This is a genomic window from Anaerocolumna sp. MB42-C2 (assembly GCF_030913705.1).
Taxonomy (GTDB): domain Bacteria; phylum Bacillota; class Clostridia; order Lachnospirales; family Lachnospiraceae; genus Anaerocolumna.
The window spans coordinates 1,184,552-1,201,091 of record NZ_CP133190.1; the positions used below are offsets into that span (position 1 = coordinate 1,184,552).

At 35.3% G+C, this 16,540-nt stretch carries 13 protein-coding genes and 1 other annotated feature; of the genes, 5 read left to right on the top strand and 8 right to left on the bottom strand.

Features of this window, described 5'->3' with window-relative positions; all coding sequences use genetic code 11:
- Positions 1-82: 82 nt before the first annotated feature.
- Entirely contained in the window at positions 83-1,663 is a 1,581-nt protein-coding gene (locus RBU59_RS05375) for a glycoside hydrolase family 18 protein (RefSeq protein WP_308146853.1), read from the bottom strand.
- Positions 1,664-1,959: 296 nt separating this feature from the next.
- Positions 1,960-2,847 carry a radical SAM/SPASM domain-containing protein gene (locus tag RBU59_RS05380; protein WP_308146854.1) on the bottom strand — a complete coding sequence of 296 codons (888 nt, stop codon included), beginning with the start codon at positions 2,845-2,847 and terminating at the stop codon, positions 1,960-1,962.
- Positions 2,848-3,162: 315 nt separating this feature from the next.
- Here RBU59_RS05380 and RBU59_RS05385 point away from each other — a divergent pair, with 315 nt between their 5' ends.
- A complete protein-coding gene (locus RBU59_RS05385; protein WP_308146855.1) occupies positions 3,163-4,083 on the top strand; it encodes a metallophosphoesterase in 921 nt (306 codons plus the stop codon).
- Positions 4,084-4,253: 170 nt separating this feature from the next.
- Here the strand turns inward: RBU59_RS05385 and RBU59_RS05390 are convergent, their stop codons facing one another.
- Both RBU59_RS05390 and RBU59_RS05395 read right to left on the bottom strand, forming a co-directional pair.
- On the bottom strand, positions 4,254-5,606 hold the full coding sequence (locus RBU59_RS05390; protein ID WP_308146856.1) for an MATE family efflux transporter: 1,353 nt from the start codon (positions 5,604-5,606) through the stop codon (positions 4,254-4,256).
- Between the two features lie 40 nt (positions 5,607-5,646).
- Positions 5,647-6,471 (bottom strand): sugar phosphate isomerase/epimerase family protein, encoded by an 825-nt coding sequence (locus tag RBU59_RS05395; protein ID WP_308146857.1) that lies wholly within the window; start codon positions 6,469-6,471, stop codon positions 5,647-5,649.
- A 260-nt stretch (positions 6,472-6,731) separates the two neighbouring features.
- On the opposite strand from RBU59_RS05395, the gene RBU59_RS05400 reads away from it, so the two are divergent.
- Positions 6,732-7,157, top strand: a complete 426-nt coding sequence (locus RBU59_RS05400; RefSeq protein ID WP_308146858.1) for a CBS domain-containing protein — start codon at positions 6,732-6,734, stop codon at positions 7,155-7,157.
- A 230-nt stretch (positions 7,158-7,387) separates the two neighbouring features.
- Positions 7,388-8,191, top strand: coding sequence for an ATP-dependent sacrificial sulfur transferase LarE (larE, locus tag RBU59_RS05405; RefSeq protein ID WP_308146859.1), 804 nt, complete (start codon positions 7,388-7,390; stop codon positions 8,189-8,191).
- Between the two features lie 347 nt (positions 8,192-8,538).
- Here the strand turns inward: larE and RBU59_RS05410 are convergent, their stop codons facing one another.
- Positions 8,539-9,906: an ISNCY family transposase gene (locus RBU59_RS05410; RefSeq protein ID WP_308143379.1), complete on the bottom strand. Its 1,368-nt coding sequence runs from the start codon at positions 9,904-9,906 to the stop codon at positions 8,539-8,541.
- Positions 9,907-10,107: 201 nt separating this feature from the next.
- Positions 10,108-10,315: a binding site (T-box leader), on the top strand.
- A gap of 84 nt (positions 10,316-10,399) precedes the next feature.
- Between RBU59_RS05410 and serS the strand changes: the two genes are divergently transcribed.
- Together serS and RBU59_RS05420 are read left to right on the top strand one after the other, a co-directional pair.
- Positions 10,400-11,677 (top strand): serine--tRNA ligase, encoded by a 1,278-nt coding sequence (gene serS, locus RBU59_RS05415; RefSeq protein ID WP_308146860.1) that lies wholly within the window; start codon positions 10,400-10,402, stop codon positions 11,675-11,677.
- A gap of 150 nt (positions 11,678-11,827) precedes the next feature.
- Positions 11,828-12,766, top strand: coding sequence for a DMT family transporter (locus RBU59_RS05420; protein WP_308146861.1), 939 nt, complete (start codon positions 11,828-11,830; stop codon positions 12,764-12,766).
- Between the two features lie 125 nt (positions 12,767-12,891).
- Here the strand turns inward: RBU59_RS05420 and RBU59_RS05425 are convergent, their stop codons facing one another.
- The 3 genes from RBU59_RS05425 to RBU59_RS05435 form a co-directional block, all read right to left on the bottom strand.
- Positions 12,892-13,653: a TIM barrel protein gene (locus RBU59_RS05425; RefSeq protein ID WP_308146862.1), complete on the bottom strand. Its 762-nt coding sequence runs from the start codon at positions 13,651-13,653 to the stop codon at positions 12,892-12,894.
- 471 nt (positions 13,654-14,124) lie between these two features.
- Positions 14,125-15,600, bottom strand: a complete 1,476-nt coding sequence (locus tag RBU59_RS05430; RefSeq protein WP_308146863.1) for an L-fucose/L-arabinose isomerase family protein — start codon at positions 15,598-15,600, stop codon at positions 14,125-14,127.
- A 99-nt stretch (positions 15,601-15,699) separates the two neighbouring features.
- Positions 15,700-16,320 carry a DUF4867 family protein gene (locus tag RBU59_RS05435; protein ID WP_308148546.1) on the bottom strand — a complete coding sequence of 207 codons (621 nt, stop codon included), beginning with the start codon at positions 16,318-16,320 and terminating at the stop codon, positions 15,700-15,702.
- Positions 16,321-16,540: the final 220 nt, after the last annotated feature.

Consider the following 16,540-nt stretch of genomic DNA (forward strand, 5'->3'; position numbering starts at 1 on the left):
AGATAAACGGGTTAATAACCGGCTCTTACATTTGAAACTACTTTCCGCTTTTTCAGTTTTTTATTATTACTCTTATAATTCCTTATTTTAATCCGTTATACAAAGAATTCAATAAAATTCTGTTTGGATCCTGGCTTAACTCCCAAATCATTGCTCCGCCTAAACTTTTTGATTTAATATACTGTGCTTTATAACCAATAGATTGTTCATCCTCATAACTGATAAATACGGAACCGTTAAACAACCAGGGTACCATGGACTGGCTGTGAAAATATCGCACGTATGCGGGATTATTTAAGTATGTAGCAGCAATAATCCCATAACTGATAGAGGAACTTCCGGCATAGGTCTGGTATAAACCGCTATTTAGATTAGGAACCGAACTATAAACATAGCCATAGAAAGGAACGCCCATAACAATTTTGTCAGCAGGGAAACCGGTCTTTAACCATAGACTCACACTTTCATCCATACTCCATTTGTATTGCGGTGAAGAATCCGTATTAGAAAATAAAGGTGCATTAAAATCTGTATAGGTATCCCAGGTACCATGAATATCATAGGTCATTATATTACCATAATCCACATATTGTTTTAGCTGATTCAGCTCTGTGTTATTAATATAGGAATATGAGCCTGCCCCTGCAAAGGAAAGAATATATTGTTTTCCATCTGCTGCTCCCCTTGCATCTAATTTTTCACGAAGCTTTTGCATTAAAAGGGTAAAATTCTGTTTATCCGCCGTTCTTCTGACATTAGTAGCTAATCCTCCACTCACTGGGTATTCCCAGTCGATATCAACTCCGTCAAAACCATATTTAGTGATAAAATCCACACAACTGTCCGCAAATATGGTTCTGGAAGCATCCGTCAGAGCAACATCGGAGAAACTGCCTGACCATGACCAGCCTCCAATGGAGATTATTGTTCTGAGCTCGGGGTTTAATTTTTTTAATTCATTTAACTTAGCGAAATTAATTAAATCAATATCCGGATATCCTAAAGTAATCTTCAAATCGCTTCCGATATTGGCAAAAGCATAATTAATGTGGGTTAATTTACCTGCATCCACCATATTTGGATAAAAACCGGAATAAGCTGCCCAAGCAGCATAATACCCTACTATCCTCTGTTGAGGTACTATAGGAGCTGGACTTACAGTTGGTGTTGGTGTCACGCTTACGATTGGAGTTGGTGTGACTGTTGGAGAAGGCGTTGCTGATGGTACCGGCGTTACTGTTGGTGTCGGAGTTACTGTTGGTGTCGGAGTTACTGTTGGTGTCACTGACAAAGTCTTTATCGTTAGGATATTACTCGAACTCGAAAGATTTCCTGCCGTATCTTTGGCTTTCACTGAAAATTGATAAGTTGTGGAGGGTGCTAAACCATTTGCAGTAAATGTTGTTGCAGAAGTATTACCGATAAGCACATTATTTTTATACAGGTTGTAAGATATTATACCGACTTTGTCGTAGGATGCATTCCAGGTAAACGAAGCCGATAGATCAGAAATAGTAACAGCTCTTAAATTTACTGGCGTAGTAGGTGGAGTTTTATCCGCCTTTGCAGCTAAAACATTAGAATGATAAGAATTCATTAAAGCAAAAATAATAACTAATATTACTATGTACATTTGTTTTTTCCCTAGAAACTTTTTCGTCATACAGAGCCCATCCTTATTGTTTATTTTATTAAAGATTTGAAAAAGCAGGAAGAAAATAAATAACTATTTTATACATTACCGGTAATATATTTCGTTATTATATAATAATGTTAACAATTTCAGAGAACTCTGTCAACGAAATTGCGTCATAATGCACATAGTATATTTTGGTAATACTTAAATTCTTAATTAAAATTTCACCCTTAAATGATTAAAGGTTCTTAATTTTTCTCAAATATAAACTGCCTTTATTAAATACTTTACTTATTATTTACTTATTCTATTTTACAGTTTAATTATATACCCGCCTTTTCACCAAATTTCTTTCGATATCCGCATTTTCTGCATAATTCCTCTACCGCTACCCGTTCAGAGAATCCTTTATAAATATCCTCTGCTCTTTGATGCTTTAATATTTCAGAAAAATGAGTGTGATGTATATTGCCAAGGTTAATTATGCCCTCACCATCAAGACAGCATGGTACAACAGTTCCGTCAACAAGTATAGCGACCTGATTTCTTAAGCCATAACAGTATCCTTTTCCATCATCTTCTTCCTCTTTTAAATCAGGCCATTTGAATTCATGTTCATGATTTAAAAATATGTTATCTGCAAGTTTAATTCCTCTGACTGCAGTAACCATGTCCTTAATTGGTTCAGATAAATTGTATTCCTTTTCTATCATCTCTAGAATAACTCGATTTTTATTTTCTTTTATATTAACATCATTATCTTTTGTTAAATTCCACAATCTCAGCGATAATATAATATTCTGTCTTTCTCTGATTTCCTTTATAAATGTTAAAATATTATTAATATAAACTTCCTTACCGTCAAAAATATTACCGTCAAAACTGTGCAGAGAAAAGTTGATCTGCCTTAAGGCGGGTTTTAACATTAATTTATGCTTTTCCCGGTTAATAAGTGTACCATTGGTGGTAATATTAACCTTAAACCCTTTTTCATAACAAATATCTAAAAATAAATCCAGTTCCGGGTGCAAAAGCGGTTCTCCTTTAACGTGAAAGTAAAGATGTTCCGTATATGGTTTTATCTGATCTAATATATTCGTAAATGTCTCTTTATTCATAAAACCGGCCTGCCGTTTTGTCTCAGGGCAAAAACTGCAAGCCAGATTACATACATTCGTAATTTCTATATAAAACTTTTTAAATTTTCTCAAGCTGCTCTCCTTTATTGTGTCTAAATAGTTATACCATTGTCTGTCTATGCTTTGAATGCCGTAAGCTCTTTCAACATATAAATTAAGGATACTGTGCAACTATTATTATCTCTTGAGGAATGAGCTGTTATTATAGAGTATCAAATATATCTTAGAATATCAACATTGAATTAATTTATGATACAGTTTCCCTATCGTTTCTGATTTTCACGGTTACATAATAATATTATCATTGGACAATACTATAATGGGTTATATTACCTGAATAACCAGCTTTTTAATATGTGAAATAGAAAATTTTGCGGGGTGAATCATATGTTTACGGATCAAAGATTAACAGGTGCTTTTAAAAAAGCTAAAATTGAATACTTTGATGAAAATTCCAAATATATATTCTTTAGTGACAGCCATAGAGGTGATGACAGCATGTCTGATGAATTTGCCAGAAATCAGATTGTTTTTCTTAGAGCACTGGAATATTATAACAATAATAAATATACTTATGTAGAAGTCGGGGACGGAGATGAACTTTGGGAATATCCGGATTTTAAAGTAATACGTTTAGCACACAGTGATGTATTTTTAGGACTTAAAAAATTTTACGACGATAATCGGATGCGTATCTTATATGGAAATCATAATATTTATCTTAAAAATAAATCATTTGTAAAACACAATTACTTTAATTATTATGATGAATATAATCAAAATAAACAAGAACTATTTAAAGATATTCTTATCTATGAAGCGATTGTCTTAAAAAATAAAAAAACCAAACAGGAGATTTTTATAGTACATGGACATCAGGGGGACCTAATGAATGATCAGCTTTGGCCGGTTTCCATGTTTATGTTAAGGTATTTCTGGAGATATCTCCATGTTGTAGGTTTCCAAAACCCTGCCAGTCCGGCTAAAAATTTATATAAAAGACATAAAATTGAAAAAGCTTACAAGAAATGGATCCGAAGACATAAAAGAATGCTCATCTGCGGTCATACACACAGACCAAGATTTCCAAAAAACGGTGAACTTCCTTACTATAATACCGGCTGCAGTATCCATACGAAAGGGATAACCGGAATCGAAATTATAGGGAATACGATATTAATGGTTGATTGGCGAATACGTGCGGATGAACAAGGCGGTCTTAATATTGTCAGAACTGTAATGCGTGGACCGGAACCGATTGAGAAATATAATCTACAGAATTATCCTTATAAATCCATCAAGAAATAAAATACAGTAAAGATAACTAAATCCTATACTATGCTCCGCCCTACAAAACCAATTTAAATGATTTGTATGGCCTTTGTGGGGTGAAGCATAATCAACCTTCTAATCTACTTAAAACAGCGACAATAAATATACTGTAAGATATCACTGTTCTGCTTCCTTACGCTTACATTTTAAGCAGCGAACTCTTTTGTCAGCTTTTTTATCCAATCGTAACGATTGACTTTAACCACAGCAACTGCACATTTTAATATCTGGTCACATTTTAGGCATAAGAATACTACCCAGGTAGGTGCTCCTATTACAAATGCCATAATAAGAGAAAGCGGTATTACAATAAACCATACAAAAATAATATCATTTATTAAGACAAAATGGGTTGCTCCCCCTGCTCTTACTATACCTGTTAAAGTGGACATCTGATAAGCAGTTCCAATAACCGTTACCGATAATACCGTCATAAGAACTTTGGCTATATTCAAGGTTTCATCTGAAACATTATATAATAATAAGACATAATCTTTAATTATAAATAGAAATAATCCAGTACACAAGCCACCTATCAGAAATACAAACTGAAGTTTCTTTGTATATGCTTTGATTTTCTGCAAATCACCTTCTCCTGCGGTATTCCCGATTATTACGGCGGAAGCACTGGCTATCCCATAGACGCCGACACTGACTACAGAAAAAACAACATTGGCTATGCTTACTGCAGCTATGGAATCCGCTCCAAGCCTGCCGACAATCGCACCTTGGACCGCCAGATTAATTCCCCATAGCACATCCCCCACAATTACAGGCAACCCATAACGAAAGAAATCTTTTACTAATTCTAAATTGGTATGTAAAACATCCTTAAAATACATCTTTAATTTCTGGTCCATAAATCTCATATATATGATATAACAGCTGAACTCTACTAATCTGGAAATCAGGGTAGCTATTGCAGCACCTCTTATTCCAAGGGCAGGTGCACCTAGATTACCGAATATAAATACCCAGTTAAGCGTTACATTCAGAAAAAAAGATACGATGGAAAGATATAATCCAATCTTAACGGTGCCAATGCATCTTAATGATGCATTTAAAACATTGCTGATACAGAAAAACAGATAGGTAAAACAAATAATTTTCGCATATTTTCCGGCTTCTGTTACCACACTTGTATTATTTGAAAATAAGCTAAGAAATTGATCAGTAAAAAAGAATACCAGTATAAAAAATATAATCGCACAGGCTGATGCAATCTTTAACCCAATCCCCATAATATTTTTAGTACTTTCTTTATCATTTTTGCCCCAATACTGTGCTGCTAATACAATAAGTGCTGCCCCGATTCCCGCAACTAACATCTGTAAAATAATCTGGATCTGATTGCATAGATAAACTCCAGAGATCGCTACTTCCCCTAAGGAGCCTACCATTACGTTATCTGTCAGGCCCACAGAATATGTAACAATATTCTGTAAGGCAATGGGAACTGCCAGAATAAACAACCTCTTATAAAAAGCTCTGTCCGCCATAGTCTATTAGTCCTTCCATTCTTTTGATTTCTATTTTATCTTATAGCAATAACAAATTTTTTATATAATCCAGACTTATTTTTAAATCAAAATAGCTGTCCCTTTCATATGCAAGGTCATGATCCGCTAAAAGCCAGGAGGGATTACAGTCTTTAATCAGTTCCATCAGTGCCGGTATATTTAATATACCATACCCTACCGGCCTGAATTCGAAATGGCTGTGTCCTGCGTCCCCTTTCTGATTATTCAAATCAAATACATCGCCTATGCTGGATAAATCCATAGCATAAAAATCTTTCAAATGAATTATCGGACAGCGACTCTTATATTTAGCAAGAAAATATTCCGGTTTGCCTCCGCCAATAGCTATCCATCCCAAATCCGGTTCAAAAGAAAGTAACTCCTTTGGAATACTATCCAGAATCTCCTCCAGATAATATTTGTCTTTCATTTTATATGCAAGTTCACGGTCATGATTATGAAATAGCAGTGTAATTCCGTTCTCCCTGCAGAGCTTTCCTATCTCTTTTACATCTGAAATATACTTAGAAACTAAAGCATTATCTGTAAATTGCTCTTTTGACAAACCAGTGATCGTAATAAATTGGCATCCGATTTCTTTATGAATTTTAATGGTAGTATTAACGTCTTTTACAAATTCAGAATAATCCACATGATTTCCTACTGCCTTTAGATTTAGCTGTTCCAGCTTATCACGGATTTCCTCTGGTGTTTTTTTGAAAAAACCCAGAAACTCAATACCATCAAAACCTATTGTTTTTAATTTTTCCAATACGGAAAAAAGATCTTTCTCACATTCCTCTCTCAAAATGTATAAGGGTGCTGCAATTTTTACATTTTTCATAAAATACCACCTTTTTTCAGAATATTTTTCATATAATTATATTACTATAAAGCATATACGTAAATTCCTTCCCAGTCAATATGCCACTAACAACTATATAAAATACTACATTATAATGCTTACCTTATCCATTAAAGCGGCTATTCTCCAATTTTATGCCCATAAAACATGGTTCCATTTACAAATAGTTACAGTATTTATTAAAACATAAATTTGATAAAAAAATTTTTCGTGGGCAACCTAAGTTTGGAGGTGATAACATGAAAGTAAAAGATATTATGTCAAAAGATATTGCCAGTGTTAAATCAGATGATTCAATCGCAAGTGCTGCCAGGTTAATGAAACAATATAATGTTGGTTCCATTCCTGTATGCAGTCAGGATAAAATAGTCGGTATTATTACAGACAGAGATATTGCTGTAAGATCTGTTGCTGCCGGCCAGGATGTCAGTAAACAGAAAGTCAGAGATATTATGACTACGGATCCCACTGTGGGTAGTCCTGAGATGAATGTTAACGATGCCGCTCAAATTATGAGCGACAGGCAGATTCGCCGCCTGCCTATCGTTGAGAATAACAGTCTGGTAGGTATTGTAGCATTAGGTGATATCTCATTGGAACCCTCTTATTCTGATAACGCAGAAGAAGCTTTAAAGGATATTTCAAAACCAAATAAATCTTTCTAAATTCTTTTTTCTTCGAATTTCTTGCTTAAGAATGTGGGTTAATTTCGCTTAATTAGGTTAATAACCCACTATTCCATGCAAGTAACTTTCATTCACGTTAATTTTACTAATTTGCGTTTACAGTATATTGACAGAACGCAAATAATGTTTTATCATTCATATAGAATTACTATGATTGTTGGTATTACCACGAAGTCATATCAATGTTTTTGACAGAAAGGCGGAAATAAATGGATTTACACGTTAAGTATGATCTATTAAAAGAAAATTTACGTAATTTAGAAAGTGTTGCCGTAGCTTTTTCAGGAGGTGTCGATTCAACTTTTCTTCTAAAAACAGCTTTTGATGTCCTGGGCGAACATGTCCTTGCAGTCACAGCACGTTCTTCTACATATCCTGAAAGAGAATTCAGGGAAGCCAAAGAATTTACAGATAAATATAAAATACCGCATGAAATTATAGTATCCGAAGAACTTGAAGTGGAAGGTTTTTCCGATAATCCGGTTAATCGCTGTTATTTATGTAAAAATGAACTATTTGAGAAAATTGGTGATATTGCTTACAAACATGGAATTCTTCATGTTGCAGAGGGATCTAACCATGATGACTTAAGTGACTACCGCCCGGGTCTTAAAGCGATCTCGGAACATGGTGTAATCAGTCCTCTAAGAATGGCAGAATTAACCAAAGATGAAATTCGTATCTTATCCAAGGAACTAGGTCTTCCAACCTGGAATAAGCAGTCTTTCGCATGTTTATCCTCCAGATTTCCATATGGTCAGAAAATTACAAAAGAGAAATTGGAAATGGTAGACAAAGCTGAACAGCTTCTATTAGATGAGGGTTTTAGACAGGTACGTGTAAGGCATCATGGAGATATCGCCAGAATTGAAGTTTCACAAAACGAAATACAGAGATTTTTTGACCTGAATTTTATTAACCATATTAGTGAAACCTTTAAGAAAATTGGCTTTTCTTACACGACCCTGGATTTAAAAGGTTACAGAACTGGCAGTATGAACGAGACTTTATAGAGTATTATTAAAGCTTTCTATAAATATATTTATTTAACATATAAAGGCATAAGATACTCTCCTATAGGAAATAATTTAGGAGAGTATTTTACTTATGTAATAATATAATGAGTTTAACAGATACTCTCACCTGGTAAGCCGCACATGGTTTACTCTCATTATTTAATATAATACTTTAACATTTATAAAAATATTACCTGTCAACCGTTTTTGAAAATGTCCTCAAAAAGTTTAAACATAAGCACCAGATTTCTGGTGCTTAGTTTTAAATAGTACTTTAGGAGAAAATCCATAGCTCAGTCGGTATTTGGATAACCTTAATAAACCTACAGACTTCGAAATATCAGTTAAGCTACATCTTTTCTATGTAATTGACTTTTAGCGTACTTTTCAAATGATGCCTGCTTCCAAGGATGGTTCATAGGAGGTATGTATTTCTTTTTTGGTAATTCCGGAATGGTCGCTAAATCAAATGCTTTTGAAGAAAGCTTGTGTTCCGGAAGTAACTCAAGTGCATAAACCTGCTCACCAATACAACTAAAAAGTTCACCATTGAATGATCTAATTACCATTGCTGTGGTGCCCTTACGATGGTGTACAGCGATTCCTTGACTGTTTACAGGAAGATAGTATTCATTTTGATATTTCAGGCAACTTCCGTTATCTATCTTTCTAGAAGATAATACCGCCAACGTCAGATTGATTTTATCACTATCTGGTTGCATTTCGAACACAGATTTGATACTATCAATAGGTAAAGCGAACTGCTTATTAAATTTCTTTATATAGGTGTGGAGAAATTGATTGGCTTGCTGAATGCTGGTTACATTCGCAAGTCGGAGTTCAACAGGAAGGCGGGATTGAAGAGTGCCAAACATTCTTTCAACCCGCCCTTTTGCTTGTGCAACGCTGGAAGTACGAATGTCGATTCCTAATTGTTTGCAGGCATAACCAAACTGAGTAAAGGTATCTTTCTCTAAAGAGGTTTCATGCTTCTTTTTATACTCAAATACAGTTCGGTTGTCAGTAAAAAATTGATATGGAATGCCATAATTACTAAGAACCTGATAGAGAACATGATAATAGCCATTTAATGTTTCTTGTTCATCAAAGTAGGCGCCAACAATCTGCCCTGTGGCATCATCAACGGCGATGTGGAGTTGTGTTTTGAATTGCCCAAACCAAAGGTGTAGGGACGCATCCATTTGAAGCATTTCACCGAAATACGCGCATCTAGGATGCCTAGGATGCGAATCCTCCAGATCCATGATGGAACTTTGAATAATAGCTGCTTTCTTTTTAGACTTAGTCTTTGATTGAATAGCCTTTAGTGCTTTTTTTACCGCTTTCTTGGAAGAACGGTTTGCTTTAGGAGAAAGGATGTATTCCTTTCTAAGAATAGAAGTAATGGCACTGACAGATACACTGATATGTTCTTTTTCTTTGAGAAGTTCAGAGTAATGGGTCAGATTGCAGTCACTGTACTTGGTACGATATAAGTCCAAGATTAACTGTTTTGTATCTGTAGGAAGAGTAATGGCCGGCTGTCGCCCTCGGTTACCATGAATAAAGAAAGACTTACCTTGTTCTTGATAGCCCTTTATTAAGCGATTGATGTGTCGATCTGAACAACCTATTTTAAGAGCAGCTGTTTTCTTATTACCATTTGTGTCTACGAGTTTTTTAATGACCTCGTACTTTTGGTTTTCGTCCATTGTTAGTAATACCTTTCTGATTGTGTCCACCTCATTTCTAAGTCATGAGGTTCTATTATAATATATGAACGACTAATTGGGACATAATCATTTGTGGTACACTAAGACATTATCATAAATGAATCATATACTTTAACATTTATAAAAATATTACCTTGTTAAATCATAGATAATAGTATATAATAATAAAAAGCTATATTGCAAACAGCGATGATAAAAGCTGCGGTTTATAAATTTCTTCAGAGAGCCGGTGGATTGGTGTGAACCGGTGAAAGATAAAACCTTTCCACTTTTGGAGCTGTCGGTGATAAACCGAAAGGTTAGTACCCTCTATCCTACTACTATCGAGAGGTTAATTCTTATGGAATTAACAATTTGGGTGGCAACGCGGAATTCTTTCGTCCCATATTTTATATGCGGTGGAAGGATTTTTTTTTGACTAAAATTCCTTACCCGCAACACCAGAATTTATTTATATTTTAAGGAGGAAATTATGTTAGATTTAAAATTTGTCAGAGAAAATCCTGAAATCGTAAAACAGAATATCAGAAATAAATTTCAGGACAGTAAACTTGGCCTTGTTGATGAAGTTATCGCTTTGGATGTAGAAAGCAGAAATGCAAAACAGGAGGCAGATTCCTTACGTTCCGAGAGAAATAAAGTGTCCAAACAGATCGGCGGCCTGATGGCACAGGGGAAGAAAGAAGAAGCAGAAGTATTAAAAAAGCAAATCACTTTAGATACGGAGCATTTGGCAGAACTGGAAGCGAAAGAAAGTGATTTGGAAGAAAGAATCAAAAAAATAATGATGACCATTCCTAATATCATTGATCCCAGTGTACCAATCGGTAAAGATGACAGTGAAAATGTTGAGGTTCAACGTTACGGTGAGCCTGTTGTTCCTGATTTTGAAATTCCATACCATACTGACATTATGGAAAAATTGGAAGGAATTGATCTTGACAGTGCAAGAAAAGTAGCAGGAAACGGTTTTTATTATTTAATGGGAGATATTGCAAGATTACACTCCGCAGTAATTTCTTATGCAAGAGATTTTATGATTGAACGCGGTTTCAAATACTGTATTCCGCCTTTTATGATTCGCAGCGACGTTGTCACCGGAGTTATGAGTTTTGCTGAGATGGATGCCATGATGTATAAAATCGAAGGAGAAGATCTATATCTTATCGGAACCAGTGAACATTCCATGATAGGTAAATTTATAGATACCATCCTGCCTGAGACTACCCTTCCTCAGACTTTAACCAGCTACTCACCTTGTTTCCGTAAAGAAAAAGGTGCTCACGGTTTGGAAGAGCGAGGTGTATACCGTATTCACCAATTCGAAAAACAAGAGATGATTGTCGTATGTAAACCGGAGGAAAGCAAAATGTGGTTTGATAAGTTATGGCAGAACACCGTTGACTTATTCCGAACTCTGGATATACCTGTAAGAACCCTGGAATGCTGTTCCGGCGATCTGGCAGACCTTAAGGTAAAATCAATCGATGTAGAGGCTTGGTCTCCCAGACAGAAAAAGTACTTTGAAGTGGGAAGCTGCTCCAACTTAGGGGATGCACAGGCCAGACGTCTTAAAATCCGCGTAGTCGGCGAAGACGGTAAATATTTTGCACATACCCTAAATAATACTGTAGTTGCCCCTCCGAGAATGCTTATTGCTTTCTTAGAAAACAATTTAAATGCGGACGGCTCAGTAAATATTCCTGTTGCCCTGCAGCCATATATGGGTGGAAAGACTATAATAAAATAAGGAATAGTCCTTTCCCGGACTCAGGCGCTGACGCGCTGTCACTTTAGTAATAAACAATAACGGCACCCCAAACTGATCATCAGGAAACCTTTCAAATGATAACACAGGTTTTATTCTAATTGGGGTGCTTTATAGATATGAGGAAATATTATGACATCTTTTAAGACAAATAGTAATCTGGTTGGGCACATAACTGCGATTTTTACGGTTATTATCTGGGGAACGACCTTTATTTCAACCAAGGTTCTGTTAAATACTTTTACACCTGTAGAAATTCTTTTTATACGATTTACCATTGGATATCTGGCTCTGTTTCTTTTATCTCCTCACAAAGTGAAGATGTTTGACCGTAAACATGAACTCTTATTTATCGGCGCAGGTTTAAGCGGTGTTACTTTGTATTTTCTTCTGGAAAATATAGCTTTAACTTATACTTTTGCCTCCAATGTCGGAATCGTTGTATCCATTGCACCAATCTTTACAGCAGTGTTAGCCCATATGTTCTTAGACGGTGAAAAGCTGAAGCCATCCTTTTTTGCCGGTTTTCTAATAGCAATGGCAGGTATATTCCTTATCAGTTATAATGGAAGTACCGTATTAAAACTTAACCCCTTGGGAGATATCCTTGCTATTTTGGCAGCTTTTGTCTGGGGTTTTTACTCCATCTTTTCCAAAAAAATCAGCAGTTTAGGTTATCCTACCATAACTGCCACCAGAAAAATCTTTTTCTACGGTTTATTATTTATGCTTCCGTCATTATTTTATTTTAATATAAGTCTATCCTGGAATCAGCTTCTCAAACCTATTAACCTGCTTAATATTTTATATTTGGGGTTTGGAGCTTCAGCTCTGTGCTTTGTTACCTGGAACCTGGCTGCTAAATTATTGGGAGCAGTTAAGGCCAGTGTGTATATTTACATAATTCCGGTAATTACAGTAATTGTATCTTTTCTAATCCTGCATGAGAAAATTACAGGTGTATCTGCTTTTGGTATCGTCCTTACCCTTTTAGGTTTAATCTTCTCAGAAAGTAAATTTAAATTTGAAAAAGGAAAAATCCCTATTTTAAGCAGATTATTTAATTCATAGATTTATTGAAATAAGGAAAAATCCATAGAGGTATTCAATAATAAATAAAATCGGCAAAAGTGCTGTGTGCTTCTAACTATCATCCCGGTTGAAAGACACATAACTTCTGCCTGTTTTAACTTATCTTATTTACTGGAATCAAAAAGTAATTTGGCATCCTTTAAGTTCTCAATACGGTTCTCTATGAGCTTACCCTCTAATCCCATATAACCCTCATAACCCGTCTTCTGAATTATGCGAAAGATTTCGGCATAGTTGATTTCACCCTTAGTAATATTACCTCTGCCCGGATTTCCTGCACAGTGAAAATGACCTATATCTGCTATATGCTCCGTAATGGTTTGAATAAGATTGCCCTCAGACACCTGAAAATGATAAATATCGTATAATAGCTTGACATTCTTACTATCCACTTCTTTAATCAGCCTAAAAGCTTCTTTCGAATCAGTCAGGAAATAACCGGGATGATCCATCAAATTTAGCGGTTCTACAACTAACGTTATATCATTTTTCTTTAGGACCACATCGCATTCCCTTAAACCTGTAACCATACTATCCCACTGTTCATTATAAGACTTTTCCGGTATGATATTCCCCACTTGGCTGATAAGAATTTTAACATCAAAGTCTTTGGCTGTCTTAATACTTTCTTCCAGACCTTTTTTATATTCCTGCCTTTTTAGCGGATCTAATAAGGTTACAAATTTAGTACAGAAACTAATGCATTTCATATTCAGCGTTTTTTGTCTTTCCAAGATGGTTTTAATATCTTTATCCCACCAACTCCAGAATTCATAAGAAGTAATTCCTGCTTCTTTGGTTTTTTCCAATGCTTTAGAAAAAATCTCTCCTTGAAAAACCATATCTACACAAACATCAAAATTCATATATTACCCCCAAACTATAAGTTTTATATCTATATACTGCTTTCTGCCTTTATATATTCCTGCCGTTATATTTCTGTTTGTATACTTCCGTTTATATGTTTCTGTCAATATATTCTTTCCTTATGTTTTGCCCTTACATGCTGCCTTTATATCCCTAACTTCTTTGATTCTCCCGGCTGAATACATATAACTTCTTCTCCCAATTTAAACCAGATATCCACAGAAGACGGATTATAAACCTTGTCCCGATTTACACTGAATATTAGATTTATATTCTCCAAATGCATAGGACATATGCTTTGGTTTTATTCTTTGGGTATAGAAACTGCAGTTTCATGTGTAATTCTCCTTAAATATCACAATAAGATGCCTTTGAATGATTTGAGAAATCTTCAAGGCATCTTATTTCATTTATTATTTCAGATTATTCAATATTAAAATATCTCTTAATTTACCCAGTTCCTGATTCCATTAAGCAAATGGATTTTCAGTTTTATATAACATTCCTTTTGGCTGATTGAAGCCGATTTCTTCTACTGCAACTCCTAAATATTTAAATACTTCATAAATGGATTTGCCGAAGTGTCCGAATGCAACTGCTCCATGGTGAGGATAATTACCCTCAACTAATACATGGCGGTAAAATCTTCCCATTTCAGGAATTGCAAATACACCGATTGCTCCAAAAGAACGGGTTGCTACAGGAAGTACTTCACCTTGTGCAATATAGCCTCTTAGTTTAGCATCTGCAGTACTTTGTAAACGATAAAATGTGATATCTCCAGGTACGATATCTCCTTCTAAGGTTCCCTGAGTAACTTCTTCCGGAAGACTTCTGGCCATAATCATCTGATATTTCATTGCACAGAAAGATAATTTGCCTGCTGCTGTATTACCGCAGTGGAAGCCCATGAATGTATCTTTATGGGTATAGTTGAATTTGCCTTTAATATCTGCTTCGTACATATCTGCAGGAACAGTATTGTTAATATCCAATAAAGTAACAGCATCTTTACTGATTACAGTACCGATAAATTCACTTAATGCACCATAAATATCAACTTCGCAGGAAACCGGAATACCCATTGCTGTTAAACGGCTGTTAACATAGCAGGGAACAAATCCGAATTGGGTCTGGAATGCAGGCCAGCATTTTCCGGCAATTGCAACATATTCTCTGGAACCTTTGTGAGCTTCTGTCCAGTCTAATAAGGTCAGCTCATATTGAGCTAATTTAGGTAAGATTTCAGGTTTTAAATTACCTTTACCAAGTTCTTCTTCCATACTCTTAACCACTTCCGGAATTCTCTCATCACCGGCATGTTTATTAAAAGCTTCAAATAAATCAAGTTCAGAATTTTCTTCAATTTCAACACCTAAATTGTAAAGTTGTTGAATTGGTGCATTACATGCTAAGAAATCCTGAGGACGCGGTCCGAAAGATATAATCTTTAAGTTATTTAGACCAATAATTGCACGGGCTATCGGTAAAAATTCACCAATCATATCTGCACATTCAATCGCAGTGCCAACCGGATATTCCGGTATATACGCTTTGATATTACGAAGTTTTAAATTATAGCTTGCATTTAACATGCCGCAGTAAGCATCCCCACGGCCGCCTACTAAATTATCTCCTGTTTCTTCTGCTGCTGCGACAAACATAACCGGTCCGTTAAATTCTTTTGCTAATAAGGTTTCTGCAGATTCGGGTCCAAAGTTACCAAGATATACAACCAATGCATTACATCCGGCTTCGTTTACTTCTTTTAATGCGGTTCTCATATGGATTTCATTTTCAACACAGGTTGGACATTCGAAAATTTCACCATATTTTTCTGTAAATTCTTTTACTACTGCTTTTCTTCTGGATACAGATAAGCTCATTGGAAAACAATCACGGCTTACTGCAACAATACCTAATTTAACTTCAGGTAAATTATTCATTTTTATTATCCTCCACTTATTTAAAGTTATGGCGGTAATTTATAAGTCCGCCACACTAAGGTCTGATCTTATACCACTTATTTCGGGTATAAGTATAATTTATGATATGGATATATTCTCACCGATTAATCCCACAAATGCTCCTTCAATTTTAGCATCGGAATGTGCAATTAACCATTTATTTCTTGCAAATAATAATGAATCTTCTTTTGCCCCCATAGGTTTCATTACTAAATCCAAGTTGGTATCTTTCGGTAACACAACTACACACCTAAAACCTTTTCCGTCTACACCACAGGGCGCATAATGTAAGGTTGTGGCATACACTTCAATCATAGTGCCCGCCGGTACTAAAAAGGCTTCAATTTTATCTGTGGCATAAGTATATTCCGGTGTAATATCCTGCTGCATACCAATTAATAAAATTAAATCCGTAGCTGCAACATTAATTTCGGATGATCTGTGATATTCTGCTGCGTTCAAAAGATGGTTATGCCCGTTACAGTAACCGATTTGAATTGGAAGCCCACCGTACACACTGTCTGTAAAAGTCTTCATAATCGGAAGTTTTTCCAAAGTCTCAACTGACGGCTCATAAATAACACCCTCCGGAATCGGCGTCCCCTCCATCACAGTTAACAAATCTTTTAAATCATAATCTTTGGTCAGTATCCTGCCGTATTTGCCAAAAGATTCGTCTGTTACGTTCTTAATTTCCACGCCCATACTACTTTCCTTCTTTCTTAAAATTTTAAACCCAATACTAATTAAGCTAAACTTATAAGAGTCTAAGAGATAACATCTGCTCTATGTCCTGCAGATTAATTTCAAACTCTAAACTTTTACAAAGTGCTTTTCTAAAAGTATATTATTATTCTAATTTATTTTGAACAAACTGTCAATAGTTTTTATAAAAGAAGCTGCTGCAAAAAACTTATGC